Here is a 14272-nt window from a genome sequence, read left to right on the forward strand (position 1 = left end):
CCATCGTCGGGCATGCGCCGTGTCGCCGCTGTGCAGGGACAGGCGCGTAGAATCGCTGCATGAGCAGATTAGTCCTGATCGACGGGTCCAGTTACCTGTACCGCGCGTTCCACGCGCTGCCGCCCCTGTCCAATGCACAGGGCGAGCCCACCGGCGCGCTGTTCGGCGTGGTCAACATGCTGCGCTCGACGCTGAAGGAGCGGCCGGCCTACGTCGCGTTCGTCGTCGATGCGCCCGGCAAGACCTTCCGTGATGACCTGTACGACCAGTACAAGGCCAACCGTCCCCCGATGCCCGACGAGCTGCGCAGCCAGGTCGAGCCGATGTGCCGCATCGTCGAAGCGCTGGGCATCAGCATCCTGCGCGTTCCGGGCGTGGAAGCCGACGATGTGATCGGCACGCTGGCCCTGCAGGGCCAGGCGCAGGACCTGAAGGTGACGATCTCCACCGGCGACAAGGACTTCGCCCAGCTGGTGCGGCCGGGCATCGAACTGGTCAACACCATGACCGGCAGCCGCATGGATTCGGACGCGGCGGTGATGGAGAAGTTCGGTGTGCGCGCCGACCAGATCGTCGACCTGCTGGCGTTGATGGGCGACAGCGTCGACAACGTGCCGGGCGTGGAAAAGTGCGGGCCGAAGACCGCCGCCAAGTGGCTGGCCGAGTACCAGCACCTGGAGGGCGTGATGGCCGCCGCGCCGTCCATGAAGGGCAAGATCGGCGAGAACCTGCGTGCGGCGCTGGAGCGCCTGCCGCTGAACCGCGAGCTGGTGACGATCCGCACCGACGTCGCGCTGGAGGCCACCCCGACCACGCTGGCGCTGCGCGAACAGGACGTGCCGGCGCTGACTGAGCTGTACACGCGCTACGGGTTCACCCAGGCGCTGAAGGAACTGGGGGCACCGCTGCCGGCACCGGCCGTGGCCAGCGAGGCGGCACCGAGCCTGCGTGGCACGGCGGCCGGCTTCGCCCGTGGCAGTGCGGAGGCACCGGCCGAGGGCACGCTGGATCCGGCACTGGCCGCGCCAGGTGAATACGAGACCGTGCTTACCAGCGGACAGCTGCAGGCCTGGGTGGAGCGGCTGCAGCAGGCCGACCTGATCAGCTTCGATACCGAGACCGACGCGCTGGATGCGATGCGCGCGCGCCTGGTCGGTGTCAGCCTGGCGGTCGAGCCGGGCAGGGCGGCCTACATCCCGGTGGGCCATGACTACCCCGGCGCACCGGCGCAGCTGCCGCTGCAGCAGGTGCTGGACGCGTTGCGCCCGGTGCTGCAGGACCCGGCAAGGAAGAAGCTGGGCCAGCACGGCAAGTACGACCTGCATGTGCTGCGGCGCCACGGTGTCGAGGTGCAGGGTTACCACGACGACACCATGCTTGAGAGCTTCGTGCTCAATTCCACCGCCACCCGCCACGACATGGATTCGCTGGCCCTGCGTTACCTGGGCTACACCACCATCAAGTTCGAGGACGTGGCCGGCAAGGGCGCCAAGCAGATTCCGTTCTCGCAGGTGGGCATCGACGAGGCCAGCCGCTATGCGGCCGAGGACGCCGACATCACCCTGCGCCTGCATCGCGCGCTGCAACCGCAGCTGCTGGCCGAACCTGCCTTGGACCGCGTGTACCGCGACATCGAGATGCCCCTGGTGCCGGTGCTGGCCAGCATCGAGGCCAACGGCGTGCGCATCGATGCCGACGAGCTGCGCCGGCAGAGCCAGGACCTGTCTTCGCGCATGCTGGCCGCGCAGCAGAAGGCCACCGAGCTGGCCGGGCGCAGTTTCAACCTGGATTCGCCGAAGCAGCTGCAGGCCGTGCTGTTCGACGAGCTGAAGCTGCCGGCGGTGGTGAAGACTCCGAAGGGCCAGCCCAGCACCAATGAAGAGGCGCTGGAGGCGATCGCCGACCAGCATGAGCTGCCGCGGGTGATCCTCGATTACCGTGGCCTGGCCAAGCTGCGCAGCACCTATACCGACAAGCTGCCGGAGATGGTCAACCCGGATACCGGCAGGGTGCACACCAGCTACCACCAGTCCGGCGCTGCCACCGGCCGCCTGTCCTCCTCGGACCCGAACCTGCAGAACATCCCGATCCGCACCGAAGATGGCCGCCGCATCCGCCGCGCCTTCGTCGCACCGGAGGGCTGCCAGCTGCTGGCCGCCGACTATTCACAGATCGAACTGCGGATCATGGCCCACCTGTCCGAAGACCCGGGCTTGGTGCGCGCCTTCGAGCAGGGCGCCGACGTGCACCGCGCCACCGCCGCAGAAGTGTTCGGCCGCACCCTGGACGAGGTGACGCCGAACGAGCGCCGCGCGGCCAAGGCGATCAATTTCGGCCTGATGTACGGCATGAGTGCCTTCGGCCTGGCCCGCAACCTGGGCATCGACCGGGGCCAGGCGCAGGATTATGTGGCGTTGTACTTCAGCCGTTACCCGGGCGTGCGTGACTTCATGGAGCGGATGCGCCAGCAGGCCCGTGACCAGGGCTATGTGGAGACGCTGTTCGGCCGCCGCCTGTATCTGAACGATATCCATGCACGCAACCAGGGCCTGCGTGCCGGTGCTGAACGCGCGGCGATCAACGCGCCGATGCAGGGCACCGCTGCCGACATCATCAAGCGCGCGATGGTGGATGTTGACCGCTGGCTGCGCGACAGCGGGGCGCCGGCGCGGATGATCCTGCAGGTGCACGATGAACTGGTGTTCGAAACCGAGACTGCGTTTGTCGAGGAGCTGCGGGAAAATGTGGTGCAGCGTATGTCGCAATCGGCACAGTTGCGTGTCCCTCTGGTGGTCGACACCGGCATAGGCAAGAACTGGGACGAGGCACACTGAGTCGCTTTCGGTCGTGAAACGACGTGAATTTGTTCATCTGGCCACAGTTTCTGACTCGGCCATGAATACTCGCCCCATTGCGGTTCATTAAATTGGCTCCCTTCACGAACCGTTAGTGTTCGGAGTGGTTCTATAGCTCTCGACAGGCGCAATGCCTGTTGTGGATCTCTCCCATCCCCTGGAGCAGATCTCGGAACGGGGACTCCTCCCCAAGTGCCCGTTCCCCGGCCCCGTTGACCTCCCCCTGGTCAGCGGGGCTTTTTATTTGCGCCGCCGGCAGGCTGCCGGCTGCTAGGCTGGGCCACCGCCCAGCAGGGGAGCCCGCAATGCACGATCTGTTCGCACTGGCGATGCCGTGGTGGGAGTTCATCCTGCGCGCGGTGGTGGTCTACACCGTCGTGCTGGGCCTGGTGCGCCTCAGCGGCAAGCGCGCGCTGGGGCAGATCACCCCGTTCGACGTGCTGCTGATCGTGCTGCTGGGCAACGCGGTGCAGAACGCGCTGCTGGGCCAGGACACGTCCCTGGGCGGTGGCCTGCTGCTCGCCGCGACCCTGATCCTGCTCAACTACGGCGTGGGCTGGGTGACCACCCGCAACCGCCGCCTGGAGCGCCTGATCGAGGGGGAACCGGTGGTGATCGCCCGTGACGGCACCCTGTTGCGGGATGTTCTGCGCCGCGAACTGATCAGCCGGGCCGATTTCGATGCCGCCATGCGCCAGCAGGGCTGCCTGCGCATCGATGATGTGCAGGTGGCGCTGCTGGAAACCACCGGCCACATCACGATCATCGCCCGGCACACGGACGCGTAGGGCCGGCGGCATGCGTGCGGGGACGGCCACGCCGCCCCGCGAGATGCCTTAGAGCCAGTCGCGCGGGACCAGGTAATCGGCCAGCCGGGCTTCCGGACTGCCCGCCTCGGGGGTGAAGCCGTATTCCCAGCGCACCCGCGGCGGCAGGCTCATCAGGATGCTTTCGCTGCGGCCGCCGCTCTGCAGGCCGAACAGCGTGCCGCGGTCGTAGACCAGGTTGAATTCCACATAGCGGCCCCGCCGGTACAGCTGGAATTCGCGCTCGCGCTCGCCATGGGCGATGTCCTTGCGCTGCTGCACGATCGGCAGATAGGCATCGAGGAAGCCGTCGCCGACCGCCCGCAGGTAATCGAAGTCGCGTTCGAAATCGCCGTGCAGATCGTCGAAGAACAGGCCGCCGATGCCGCGCGTTTCGTTGCGGTGGCGCAGGAAGAAGTACTCGTCGCACCAGCGCTTGTGCGCGCTGTAGCGCTCTTCACCGAACGGCGCGCACAGGTCGTGGGCGACCTGATGCCAATGGCGCACGTCCTCGTCGAAGGGATAGAAGGGGGTCAGATCGAAACCACCCCCGAACCAGCTGGCCACCACTTCGCCGTCGCGCTGCGCCTGGAAGAAGCGCACGTTGGCATGGGTGGTGGGCACATAGGGGTTGAGCGGGTGGAACACCAGCGATACGCCGGTGGCGCGCCAGGAGGCGCCGGCCAGCTCCGGGCGGTTGGCCGAGGCCGACGGCGGCAAGCGGCTGCCGGAGACATCCGAGAAGCCGATTCCGGCCTGTTCGAACACCGCGCCGTCGCGCAGCACGCGGGTACGGCCCCCCCCGCCTTCAGCGCGCTGCCACAGGTCTTCCTGGAAGCGGGCCTGGCCGTCGGCCGCTTCGATCGCCGCACAGATGCGGTCCTGCAGGTCGGTCAGGTAGGCGCGCACGCGCTCGAATTCGTTCATGACGCGTACTTTACCGCAGGGCCTGCCGCACGCCGCGGGTGAGGGCAGGTCAGTGGAAGCAGGAGCGGATATCCGGCCGCAGCAGGCGCCAGGCCAGCCAGCCCTGCGCGACGAGCAGGGCGAAGGCGCCGCCGAACAAGGTCAGCGACATGAGGATGTGCTGGGTTCGCGCTTCGCGCAGTGTGCCTGGATCGACGATACGCCCGATGACGTCGGCGACGACGCTGTCCAGCCACCCGGCGACGGCGAAGTTTGCCAGGGCCGAGAGCCACAGCAATGCCACGTAGCTCCACAGGCCCCAGCGACGTCGCCGGGCGAATCCCCAGCTGGAAAGCACGGCGGGGATCGCTGACAGCATCAGCCACAGGGTAGCGTCCACTGGTTTGCGCAGTATCCACAGCAGGCTTGGCGGGAACTGCTGTTCAGTGGCCGACAGCAGCATCCACCGCCAGAACGGGCCGTCGGACAGCTGCCAGACCACCAGCGCCTGAATCGCCATGGCCACCACGAACGCTGCGCAGATCAGCAACGACGCCAGGCCGAGCGGCCGCACGAAATCCTCCGGGTTGAGCGGCATGGCAGGGCGGTGCCGGGGCGGTTGAAGCGACATCCGATGTCCTTGGCTGCAGTGGCGTCTTCAGCGGGTCGCCACCCGGGTGGCAACGGCCGGCAGGATATGGTGTTCGCTCAAGGGTGCCAAGCGCAGGCCATGGGGCGGGCGCAGCGGCACCCACGCCAGCTCGGCGATTTCCGCGCGTGCCTGCGGCGTGCCCTGTACCTGCACCCACCAGGCCTCGGCCTGTACGCGATGACCAGGCTCGTTCACCGCCCAGTCCTGGAAATGGCCCAGCGCCACGGCAGGGTCGGCGAGCAGGCGCACGCCCAGCTCTTCGTCCAGTTCGCGGGCGAGCGTCTGCAGTGGCGTTTCGCCCGGTTCGGGCTTGCCTCCGGGCTGGATGAAGCGGTCGGCGCCGTGCTTGCGTACCACCAGCGCCCGGCCGTGGTCGTCGACGATGACCGCGGCCACGATGTGGATCGTGGCCGCGGCACTGCTCACTTCAGGTTCTGCTCGAACAGCTTGAGGATGCGCTTGTACTGGTCCAGCCAGGAGTCGGCGCGGACGTAGCCGTGGCGTTCCAGCGGGTACGGGGCGATCGACCAGTTGTCCTTGTGCAGCTCGATCAGGCGCTGGGTCAGGTTCACCGAGTCCTGGAAGAACACGTTGTCATCCATCATGCCGTGCGCGATCAGCAGGTTGTCCTGCAGGTTCTGCGCGTACTCGATCGGCGAGGACACCCGGTACGCCTCCGGATCGATGTCCGGCGTGTTGAGGATGTTGCTGGTATAGGCGTGGTTGTAGTTGTGCCAGTCCACCACCGGGCGCAGCGCGGCACCGGCCTTGAAGGTGCCCGGTGCGCGGAACAGCGCCATGAAGGTCATGAAGCCGCCGTAGGAGCCACCGTAGATGCCGGCGTGGTCACGGTCGCCCTGCTGGGTGTCCACCAGCCAGTCCAGGCCGTCCTTGTAGTCTTCCAGTTCCGGGTGGCCCATGTTGCGGTAGACGGCCGTGCGCCAGTCGCGGCCGTAGCCCTCGCTGCCGCGGTAGTCCATGTCCAGCACGATGTAGCCCTTCTGCACCAGCAGGTTGTGGAACATCTGCTCGCGGAAGTAGGCCGGGTAGCGCTGGTGCACGTTCTGCAGGTAGCCGGCACCGTGCACGAACATCACGATCGGGTACTTCCTGCCCGGCTCCTTGTGCTCGGGTTCGTAGTACTTGGCCCAGACCACGCCGGCGCCATGCCTGGACGGCACCGCCACCAGCTTCGGCTGGATCCACTGGCGCGCCTTGAAGTCGGCGCTGCGGGTATCGGTCAGCACGCGGGCCTGGCCGCCCGCGCTGGGCAGCACCGCCAGCTGCGGTGGCAGGTAGGCACCGGAGTAGCGCACCAGCAGCTGCTGGCCATCCGGCGACAGCGAGAAGTCTTCCACGCCGTTGAGGCTGGTCAGCTCGCGGACCTGACGGCTGCCGGTGTCGACCGCGCAGACTTCGTAATCGTGCGGGGCCTGCTGGTTGCACAGGAAGTAGAAGCCCTTGCCGTCGGCCGACAGCACGGGCGCGGAGGTCTCCCACTTGCCGCTGGTCAGCGCCTGCGGCCGGGCAGTGCCGGCCTGGGTGTACAGGTGCGAGAAGCCCGATTCCTCGGACAGCAGCCACAGCGTGCGGCCATCGGCCATCCAGCCGAAATCGTTGAAGCCCCAGTTGATCCACGCGTTGTCGGTCAGCCGGTGGCGGTTCTGCACGCGGCCGTCGCTGCCGATGCTGACGATCCAGCGGTCCTTGTTGTCGTTGGCGCGCAGCATCACCGCCGCCTGCTGGCCATCGGCGCTCCAGCGCATGCCGCCGCCCATGAAGTCGCTCATCACCTGCACGCTGCGTTCGCCCTTCAGCGCCTCCTTGCCGGCCTTGCGGCGCAGGTCGGCCAGCGGGTCGGTGGCGATGCCCGGCAGGCCGGACAGCGACAGCTTCTGCGCCTTGCCGCTGCGCACGTCCACGTACCACAGGGTGTGCGGCTCGTTGCCATTGCGACCGACGCGGGTGCGGGTGTCCTCGGTTTCCTCGTAACCGGATTCGGTCACGTACAGCGGCATCTTGCTGGTGCGGCCCTCGTCGAAGTCCTTCGGCGTGGTCACCACGATCAGGTGGCCCAGGTCCGGCGACAGCACGCTGTCGGCGATCTCCACGTCGGCGCCCAGGTATACCGGGCCCGGCGCGCGGGTCGGGTCGGCCTGGCGCCAGCGCTGGTCCTGGTCCTTCAATGCCTCGCGCTGCTCGCGGTCGCGACGCAGGGTTTCCAGGGTACGCAGCTGCTGGTCGCGCAGCAGGTCGTCCTTGGGCGCGCTGTTGGGGTCCTTGTCGGCCTTCAGGCTGGCAACCTGCTGCACGCCGCCGGCAGCGGTCCAGTGGAACCAGTTCTGGCCCACCCGCCAGATCACGCCGTTGTCGGCAGCGAAGTTCACCCCGCTGGCGCGCTCGTTGCTGCGCGTGAGCTGGGTCAGCGCGCCGCTGCGCAGGTCGCGCACGAACACGTCGCCGTTGCGGACGAAGGCGCTGCGGGTGCGGGTGCGGTCGTAGACCGGATCGGCCACGTCCAGGGTGCCGCGCTGGTCGTCTGCCACCTGGGCCGCAACACCACCGGCCACGGGCTGGCGGAAGGTGTCGCGCACCGGGCTGCCGTTGCGCTTGAGCTGGTACTCGACCTGCTGGCTGTTCCACGACCACCAGGCCTTCTCGACCGGCGGACCGATCCAGTCCGGATCCGCCATGGCCTGTTCGATGGTGATCGGCGTCGGCGCGGCATGGGCGGCCGGTGCGGCCAGCACGGCCGACAGCAGGAGGGACAGGGGCAGCACTCGGGACATGGGCGGACGGCACCAGAAAAGGAAACCGGGCAAGGGTAGCAGCCGTTCGCGCCGCAGGAGGGGGCCACAGGTCATGGCAGCGGGATCGGCAAAGCGGTGCAACCGGTGCCCCCCATCGCGCATCCATTCTCCTGAACCCGCATCATTCACCGCACAGGAGCACGACCATGCAGGAACTCATCCCGATCACCCTCTTCATCTGCATCGCCTACGCCATCCACGCCATCGCCGATGCGCGCGCGCGCAGCAAGCTGGTCGCACCGCACGTGCCCGAGGAGGTGATCCGCTCCCTGGCCGTGCTGGAGGAAGAGCGCCGCCGCCAGGGCGCGCTGCGCTGGGGCATCAGCCTGGTGTGCCTGGCCCTGGCCATGGGCCTGCTGGAAGTCCTGGGCGCTCGCGACCTCACCTTTGGCGCCGCCGCCGCCCTGGTGGGCAGTGCCGGCCTGGGCCAGCTGCTGGCCTGGCACTTCACCCGCCCCGCCGTGCGCAAGAGCTGAGCGCCGGCATGCCACACGCCCCGGGGGAGCGGTGCGCATGAGCCTGCTGGGCGAAGCCCTGTCCGCCCTGCGCGGCCGCCGCCGGCAGGACGCCGCGGCGGCCGCGGTCATCGAAGATGATGCGGCGCTGGTGCGGGCCATCATCGATGGCTCGCAACCGGCGTTCGCGCAGCTGGTGCAGGCCCATCAGCGCACGTGCGCGCATGTGATCGGGCGCATGGTGGGTGACCGCGATCAGGTCGCTGACCTGCTGCAGGAGACCTTCCTGGCGGTGTTCCGGCAACTGCACCGGTTCCGCTTCGAATCCTCGCTGCGGACCTGGATCTCACGGGTGGCCTACACCACCGCATTGCAGCACCTGCGTCGCCGGCGCCTGGAAGCGCAGTGGATGGTGGCGGTGGAGGTACCGGAGGATCTGGGCATCGGTGACGAGGGACCGGGCCCGGCCGAACTCAGCCAAGCGCTGCAGGCCGGCCGCCAGCTGGGTGCGGCGCTGGAGCGGTTGAGCCCGCCGCAGCGCCTGATCGTCGGCCTGCATTACCTGGAGGATTTCGACCTGGCAGAGATCGAGCAGGTGACCGGTCTTGCGCGCGGTACCATCAAGAGCCACCTGCACCGCGCGCGTCTGCTCCTGAAGCAGGAACTGACGCGGCATGCCACCGCCGGAGAACTGCTGTGAACCCACCGACCGATCCCCGCGATGCCGACGAGCGCGCGCTGGCGCAGGCGTTGCGTGAACAGGCACGGCAGGAACAGACCCCGGACGTGAGCGAGGCGTTGCAGACGCGTATTGCCAGTGAGTCGCGCGACAGTGGCGTGGGCTATGTGGTGGTGCAGGTGCTGCTGGTGGGCGCGCTGCTGGCGGCCGGTGCCTGGTACTTCTGGCCTTGAGGCTCTCGCCGGGCCATGCCCGGCGGATCGGCGCCGGCAGGTCATGGGGCGCGGCCATGCCCGGCGGCTTCCCCTGCGACAGAGTGAAGCAGCGCGTCACCCGGTCGCATCCCGGCGTAACGAAATATTCCTAAAGTGGTCCGGTATCCCACCGGTCGCAGGCAGGAGGCGTCCCTTGGACGCGTTGTTGTTGTCCCGGATCCAGTTCGGATTCGTCATCAGTTTCCATGTGCTGTTCCCGGCCTTCACCATTGGCACGGCCAGCTGGCTGGCCTTCGTCGAATGGCGCTGGCTGCGTACCCGTCTCCCGGTCTGGCGGGAGCTGTACTTCTTCTGGCAGAAGATCTTCGCCGTATCGTTCGGCATGGGCGTGGTCAGCGGCATCGTCATGGCCTTCCAGTTCGGCACCCACTGGCCGCGCCTGAGCGAGGTGGCCGGTACCGTCATCGGCCCGCTGCTGACCTACGAGGTGCTGACCGCGTTCTTCCTGGAAGCCAGCTTCCTGGGCGTGATGATGTTCGGCTGGGGCCGGGTTTCGCCGCGCCTGCATTTCCTGTCCACCTGCATGGTGGCGCTGGGCACGCTGTTCTCCACGTTCTGGATCCTGTCGTCCAACAGCTGGCTGCACACCCCGGCCGGCTACGAGATGGTCAATGGCATCGTGCATCCGGTGGACTGGTGGCAGGTGGTGTTCAACCCGTCGTTCCCGTACCGGCTGGCGCACATGGCGCTGGGCTCGTTCATCACCACCTGCTTCGTGATCGGCGGCGTGGGTGCGTGGTACCTGCGCAGGGGAACGCACGTGGAGGCGGGCCGACGCATGCTGATCGCGGCCGTGGCGTTTGCCGCGCTGACCGTGCCGGTGCAGATCTTCGTCGGCGACATGCATGGCCTGAACACCCTCAAGCACCAGCCGATGAAGATCGCGGCGGTGGAAGCGCACTGGCATGAATCCGGCGAAGGCGAGGGCGTGCCGCTGGTGGTATTCGCGCTGCCCAACGAAAAGGAAGAGCGCAACGACTTCGAAGTCGCCATTCCGAAGCTGGGCAGCGTGATCCTGACCCATTCGCTGGACGGCACCTTCGATCCGCTGACTTCGGTACCGGCCAGCGAACGGCCACCGGTGACGCCGGTGTTCTTCGCTTTCCGCATCATGGTTGGACTGGGCACGCTGATGCTGCTGCTGGCATGGGTGTCAGCGTTCCAGCTGTGGCGGAGGAAGCTGCTGGATTCGCCGTGGCTGCTGCGCGGCTGGAACTGGATGTTGCCGAGCGGCTTCATCGCGCTGCTCTCCGGCTGGTTCGTCACCGAGATGGGGCGGCAGCCGTGGGTGGTCTACGGCGTGCTGCGTACTGCCGATGCGGTCGGCCCGCAGAGCGCATGGATGACCGCGCTGTCGCTGGGGGTCTACGTCGTCGGCTACGCCTTCGTCTTCGGATGGGGCATCTGGTACCTGGTGAAGATCCTGCGCCATGGACCGCAGCCCCACGACCAGGGGCCCTCGCTGGACCACGGCAGCCACACCCCGGCACGGCCGCTGTCCGCCGCCGACGAACCGCTGGAGGAGCGCTGACATGGACCTGGTGACCTGGCTGCCGGTGGCGTGGTTCGCGGTGATCGGCTTCGGCGTACTGATGTACGTGGTGCTGGACGGGTTCGTGCTGGGCATCGGCATCCTTGCGCCGTTCGCCGAGGACGAGGAGCAGCTCGACCTGATGATGAACACGGCTGCGCCCATCTGGGACGGCAACGAGACGTGGCTGGTGCTGGGCGGCGCCGGCCTGCTGGCGGCGTTCCCCAAGGCCTATGCAGTGCTGTTGTCGGCGCTGTATCTGCCGGTGCTGCTGCTGGTGGTGGCACTGGTGTTCCGCGGCGTGGCCTTCGAATTCCGTTTCAAGGCGCATCGCTCGCGGAGGCTGTGGAGCGTGGCGTTCGCGCTCGGCTCGCTGCTGGCCACGTTCGCCCAGGGCGTGATCCTGGGCGCGCTGGTGCAGGGGCTGCCCCTGGTGGACGGGGTCTACCACGGCGGTGCGTTTGCCTGGTTCAGCCCGTTTGCGATGCTCACCGGCGCGGCGCTGGTCGCCGGTTACGCATTGCTGGGCAGCACCTGGCTGATCCTGAAGACGGAAGGGCGCGTGCAGGCGCTGGCGCGGCAGCTGACACGGCCGCTGGTGGTGGCGGTGATCGCAGCGATGGGCCTGGTCAGCAGCTGGCTGCCGTTCCTGGACTCGCGGTTGATGGCGCGCTGGTTCAGTGACGGCAACTTCTGGTGGCTGTCACCGGTGCCGTTGCTGACCCTGGCGGTGGCCGCTGCGTTGTGGCGCAGCGCCACGCATCCACGCCGCGACCTGCCGCCGTTCCTGCTCAGCCTGGCGCTGTTCATTCTCGGCTTCCTGGGCCTGGTGCTGGGCATGTGGCCGTACCTGCTGCCGCCCTCGATGACGTTGTGGCAGGCAGCCGCACCGGCGTCCTCGCTCGGCTTCACCCTGGTCGGGCTGGTCATTCTGCTGCCGGTCATCCTCGGCTATACGGCGTGGTCGTACCGGGTATTCCGCGGCAAAGTGCAGGCCGGAGCCGGTTACCACTGAGCAATGGCGTGCGGGGCCACAGGTGCCGGCCCCGTGTTGTGCAATGTGAAACCTGCACACCCTGCGCAGGACGTGCTAGCGTGCGCTCCTTTCCGGCCGCCAGGGGGGCAGCCGGCGACGTCCTGGACGGACGCACGGCTGCAGGGACGGGGGGCCGCCGCGCGTCGCCATAATGGCTCGTGCCATCGTTCTCCTGATGAAGCACCATCGCTAGATGATCGAATTCTCCATCGTCGACTGGGCTGCCTGGGCACCTGGCCTGAGCGAGCGCAGCCAGTGGCTGAGCTGGGCTGACGCACCCTTCCTGCCACAGGGCGAGGGCACGCCGGCGCTGTCCGAGGTGCCCGCGATGCAGCGCCGCCGCATCGAGCGGCTGGGGCGGATGGCGATCCAGACGGCCTGCTGGTGCGAGGATGGCCAAGGGGCCGACAGCCAGGTACCGCTGGTGTTTGCCAGCCGCCATGGTGATGTAGCGCGCTCGATGGACCTGCTCGGGGCGCTGGTGAACGAGCAGCCCCTGTCGCCCACCGGATTCGGCCTGTCGGTCCATAACGCGATCGCTGCGCTGTACTCGATCGCTCGTGGCCATCGCGGCAACTATCTGGCGCTGGCTGCCGGCCAGGCGACGGTGGAGGCCGCCTGCCTGGAGGCCGCCGGTCTGCTGGCCGATGGCGCCCGCGAAGTGCGGGTGGTGGTCTACGAGTCGCCGTTGCCCGAAGTTTACGCGACGTTCGCCGACGAACCCGACCCGTTCTTCGCTTGGTGCTGGCGTGTGGTGGCGCCGACACAGGCGCTGCCGACGCTGTCGCTGCAGTGGGATGGCGCGCCGGCCCCGGTTACCGCCGCGCCCGGCCTGTTGCCGCACGCGTTGGACCTGCACCGCTTCCTGCTCGCGGGCGCGCCGGCGCTGGAACACGTTGCCAATGGCCAGCGCTGGCGCTGGAGCCGCCGTGGCTGAGGCGCTGCGCCGCCTCGATCTTGCCTGGCGGGTGGTGGGCACCGGCCTGAGTTTTGCTGCGTTCGGCATCGGCGGACTGCTGCTGGGCGCCGTGGTGATGCCGGTCCTGCTGCTGATGCGTGATCCGGTGGCCCGCCGCCGTCGCGCCCGCCGCGTGGTGCAGGTGGCGTTCGCCAGCCACCTGCGGCTGATGCGCGGGCTCGGGGTGATGACCTATGAGATCGAAGGGCGCGAGCGCCTGCAGCGCGACGGCCTGCTGGTCCTGGCCAACCACCCCACCCTGATCGACGTGGTCTGCCTGGTCTCGCTGCTGCCCAATGCCGACTGCGTGGTCAAACGGGCGGTGGCCCGCAACCCGTTCATGCGGGGCCCGGTCCGGGCCGCCGGCTACATTTCCAATGACGACGGGGCCGGCCTGGTCGATGACTGCGTGGCCGCGGTACGGGCCGGCGGCAGCCTCGTCATCTTCCCGGAAGGGACCCGCAGCGTGCCCGGCCAGTCGCCGAGGCTTCAGCGTGGGGCCGCCAATATCGCCGTCCGCGGCCGGCTGGACATCACGCCGGTGCGGATCACCTGTACCCCGCCAACCCTGAGCAAAGGGCAGAAATGGTATCGTGTGCCCTCACGTCGCTTTCACGTTCGGCTGCAGATCGGCGAAGATATCCCGATCGCGCCATTCCTGGCCGAAGACGACGCGCCAAGGGGGGATGCCTTGGCAGCACGCCGCGTCACCGAGCACCTTTCTCGTTATTTCGACCTGTCTGGAGATTCGACCCGTGCAAGCACTTGAGCACGAGATCAAGGAATTGATCATTTCCTCGCTTTCACTGGAGGACATCACGCCGGAGGACATCGATCCGACCGCGCCGCTGTTCGTCGAGGGCCTGGGCCTGGATTCGATCGACGCTCTGGAACTGGGCCTGGCGCTGCAGAAGAAGTACGGTGTGAGCCTGTCGTCCGACTCGGAAGAGACCCGGCGCCATTTCTCCAGCGTGCGCGCGCTCGGCGAGTTCGTCGCCGCCCGCCAGTCGTAACGGCGCCAGGAGCTGCCATGACCAAGAATGAACTGTTCGAACGCATCGTCAACATCCTGACCGACAGCTTCGAGATCGAACCGGCCCGGATCACCCCCGAGGCACGTCTCTATGACGACCTGGACATCGACAGCATCGATGCGGTCGACCTGATCGTGCAGCTCAAGCCGCTGCTCGGCCGCAACCTGCAGCCGGAAGCGTTCAAGGCCGTGCGCACCGTGCAGGACATCGTGGATGTCGTGCACCGGCTGCTGCCGGACCAGGCAGCAGCCTGACCGCAGCGCGGGCGGCTCCGC

At 67.9% G+C, this 14272-nt stretch carries 15 protein-coding genes; 11 read left to right on the forward strand and 4 right to left on the reverse strand.

Annotated elements, in window-relative coordinates:
* Positions 1-59: 59 nt before the first annotated feature.
* Positions 60-2834 carry a DNA polymerase I gene (gene polA / locus IMX13_RS15880; RefSeq protein ID WP_193396717.1) on the forward strand — a complete coding sequence of 925 codons (2775 nt, stop codon included), beginning with the start codon at positions 60-62 and terminating at the stop codon, positions 2832-2834.
* 326 nt (positions 2835-3160) lie between these two features.
* Entirely contained in the window at positions 3161-3643 is a 483-nt protein-coding gene (locus IMX13_RS15885) for a YetF domain-containing protein (protein ID WP_053519928.1), read from the forward strand.
* Positions 3644-3691: 48 nt separating this feature from the next.
* On the opposite strand, the gene hemF is transcribed toward IMX13_RS15885, so the two are convergent.
* From hemF to IMX13_RS15905, 4 genes are read right to left on the reverse strand one after another with little or no spacing between them, the layout of a single operon-like run.
* The gene (gene hemF, locus IMX13_RS15890; protein WP_053519927.1) at positions 3692-4588 is read right to left on the reverse strand and encodes an oxygen-dependent coproporphyrinogen oxidase; all 897 of its coding nucleotides are present in this window, start codon (positions 4586-4588) and stop codon (positions 3692-3694) included.
* A gap of 49 nt (positions 4589-4637) precedes the next feature.
* The gene (locus tag IMX13_RS15895) at positions 4638-5198 is read right to left on the reverse strand and encodes a hypothetical protein (RefSeq protein ID WP_065174265.1); all 561 of its coding nucleotides are present in this window, start codon (positions 5196-5198) and stop codon (positions 4638-4640) included.
* A gap of 27 nt (positions 5199-5225) precedes the next feature.
* The gene (locus tag IMX13_RS15900; RefSeq protein ID WP_164150441.1) at positions 5226-5645 is read right to left on the reverse strand and encodes an NUDIX domain-containing protein; all 420 of its coding nucleotides are present in this window, start codon (positions 5643-5645) and stop codon (positions 5226-5228) included.
* Positions 5642-8008 carry a S9 family peptidase gene (locus IMX13_RS15905; protein WP_065181421.1) on the reverse strand — a complete coding sequence of 789 codons (2367 nt, stop codon included), beginning with the start codon at positions 8006-8008 and terminating at the stop codon, positions 5642-5644. The genes IMX13_RS15900 and IMX13_RS15905 overlap by 4 nt, the downstream gene beginning before the upstream one ends.
* A 167-nt stretch (positions 8009-8175) precedes the next feature.
* Between IMX13_RS15905 and IMX13_RS15910 the strand changes: the two genes are divergently transcribed.
* The 9 genes from IMX13_RS15910 to IMX13_RS15950 all read left to right on the forward strand — a co-directional run bounded on the left by IMX13_RS15910 (position 8176) and on the right by IMX13_RS15950 (position 14251).
* Entirely contained in the window at positions 8176-8505 is a 330-nt protein-coding gene (locus tag IMX13_RS15910) for a hypothetical protein (RefSeq protein ID WP_053519923.1), read from the forward strand.
* Between the two features lie 37 nt (positions 8506-8542).
* Positions 8543-9184 carry a sigma-70 family RNA polymerase sigma factor gene (locus IMX13_RS15915; protein ID WP_053519922.1) on the forward strand — a complete coding sequence of 214 codons (642 nt, stop codon included), beginning with the start codon at positions 8543-8545 and terminating at the stop codon, positions 9182-9184.
* Positions 9181-9396 (forward strand): hypothetical protein, encoded by a 216-nt coding sequence (locus tag IMX13_RS15920; protein WP_053519921.1) that lies wholly within the window; start codon positions 9181-9183, stop codon positions 9394-9396. Before IMX13_RS15915 ends, IMX13_RS15920 begins: the two co-directional genes overlap by 4 nt.
* Before the next feature lie 175 nt (positions 9397-9571).
* A complete protein-coding gene (locus IMX13_RS15925) occupies positions 9572-10969 on the forward strand; it encodes a cytochrome ubiquinol oxidase subunit I (RefSeq protein WP_053518068.1) in 1398 nt (465 codons plus the stop codon).
* Position 10970: 1 nt separating this feature from the next.
* On the forward strand, positions 10971-11984 hold the full coding sequence (gene cydB, locus IMX13_RS15930) for a cytochrome d ubiquinol oxidase subunit II (protein ID WP_065174269.1): 1014 nt from the start codon (positions 10971-10973) through the stop codon (positions 11982-11984).
* Positions 11985-12198: 214 nt separating this feature from the next.
* Positions 12199-12942 carry a beta-ketoacyl synthase chain length factor gene (locus IMX13_RS15935; protein WP_053518071.1) on the forward strand — a complete coding sequence of 248 codons (744 nt, stop codon included), beginning with the start codon at positions 12199-12201 and terminating at the stop codon, positions 12940-12942.
* On the forward strand, positions 12935-13732 hold the full coding sequence (locus IMX13_RS15940) for a lysophospholipid acyltransferase family protein (RefSeq protein WP_053518128.1): 798 nt from the start codon (positions 12935-12937) through the stop codon (positions 13730-13732). Before IMX13_RS15935 ends, IMX13_RS15940 begins: the two co-directional genes overlap by 8 nt.
* Entirely contained in the window at positions 13719-13976 is a 258-nt protein-coding gene (locus IMX13_RS15945) for a phosphopantetheine-binding protein (RefSeq protein WP_053518072.1), read from the forward strand. Before IMX13_RS15940 ends, IMX13_RS15945 begins: the two co-directional genes overlap by 14 nt.
* A gap of 17 nt (positions 13977-13993) precedes the next feature.
* A complete protein-coding gene (locus IMX13_RS15950) occupies positions 13994-14251 on the forward strand; it encodes an acyl carrier protein (protein ID WP_053518073.1) in 258 nt (85 codons plus the stop codon).
* The last annotated feature ends 21 nt before the right edge of the window (positions 14252-14272 follow it).

This window comes from Stenotrophomonas sp. B2 (assembly GCF_014947095.1).
GTDB lineage: Bacteria > Pseudomonadota > Gammaproteobacteria > Xanthomonadales > Xanthomonadaceae > Stenotrophomonas > Stenotrophomonas maltophilia_P.

What these genes read in the sequence shown, in the direction of transcription:
- hemF (WP_053519927.1), bottom strand. Translation starts at nt 4,588, where the DNA reads ATGAACGAATTCGAGCGCGTGCGCGCCTACCTGACCGACCTGCAGGAC.
- polA (WP_193396717.1), top strand. Translation starts at nt 60, where the DNA reads ATGAGCAGATTAGTCCTGATCGACGGGTCCAGTTACCTGTACCGCGCG.
- IMX13_RS15915 (WP_053519922.1), top strand. Translation starts at nt 8,543, where the DNA reads ATGAGCCTGCTGGGCGAAGCCCTGTCCGCCCTGCGCGGCCGCCGCCGG.
- IMX13_RS15895 (WP_065174265.1), bottom strand. Translation starts at nt 5,198, where the DNA reads ATGTCGCTTCAACCGCCCCGGCACCGCCCTGCCATGCCGCTCAACCCG.
- cydB (WP_065174269.1), top strand. Translation starts at nt 10,971, where the DNA reads ATGGACCTGGTGACCTGGCTGCCGGTGGCGTGGTTCGCGGTGATCGGC.
- IMX13_RS15905 (WP_065181421.1), bottom strand. Translation starts at nt 8,008, where the DNA reads ATGTCCCGAGTGCTGCCCCTGTCCCTCCTGCTGTCGGCCGTGCTGGCC.
- IMX13_RS15950 (WP_053518073.1), top strand. Translation starts at nt 13,994, where the DNA reads ATGACCAAGAATGAACTGTTCGAACGCATCGTCAACATCCTGACCGAC.
- IMX13_RS15935 (WP_053518071.1), top strand. Translation starts at nt 12,199, where the DNA reads ATGATCGAATTCTCCATCGTCGACTGGGCTGCCTGGGCACCTGGCCTG.
- IMX13_RS15910 (WP_053519923.1), top strand. Translation starts at nt 8,176, where the DNA reads ATGCAGGAACTCATCCCGATCACCCTCTTCATCTGCATCGCCTACGCC.
- IMX13_RS15885 (WP_053519928.1), top strand. Translation starts at nt 3,161, where the DNA reads ATGCACGATCTGTTCGCACTGGCGATGCCGTGGTGGGAGTTCATCCTG.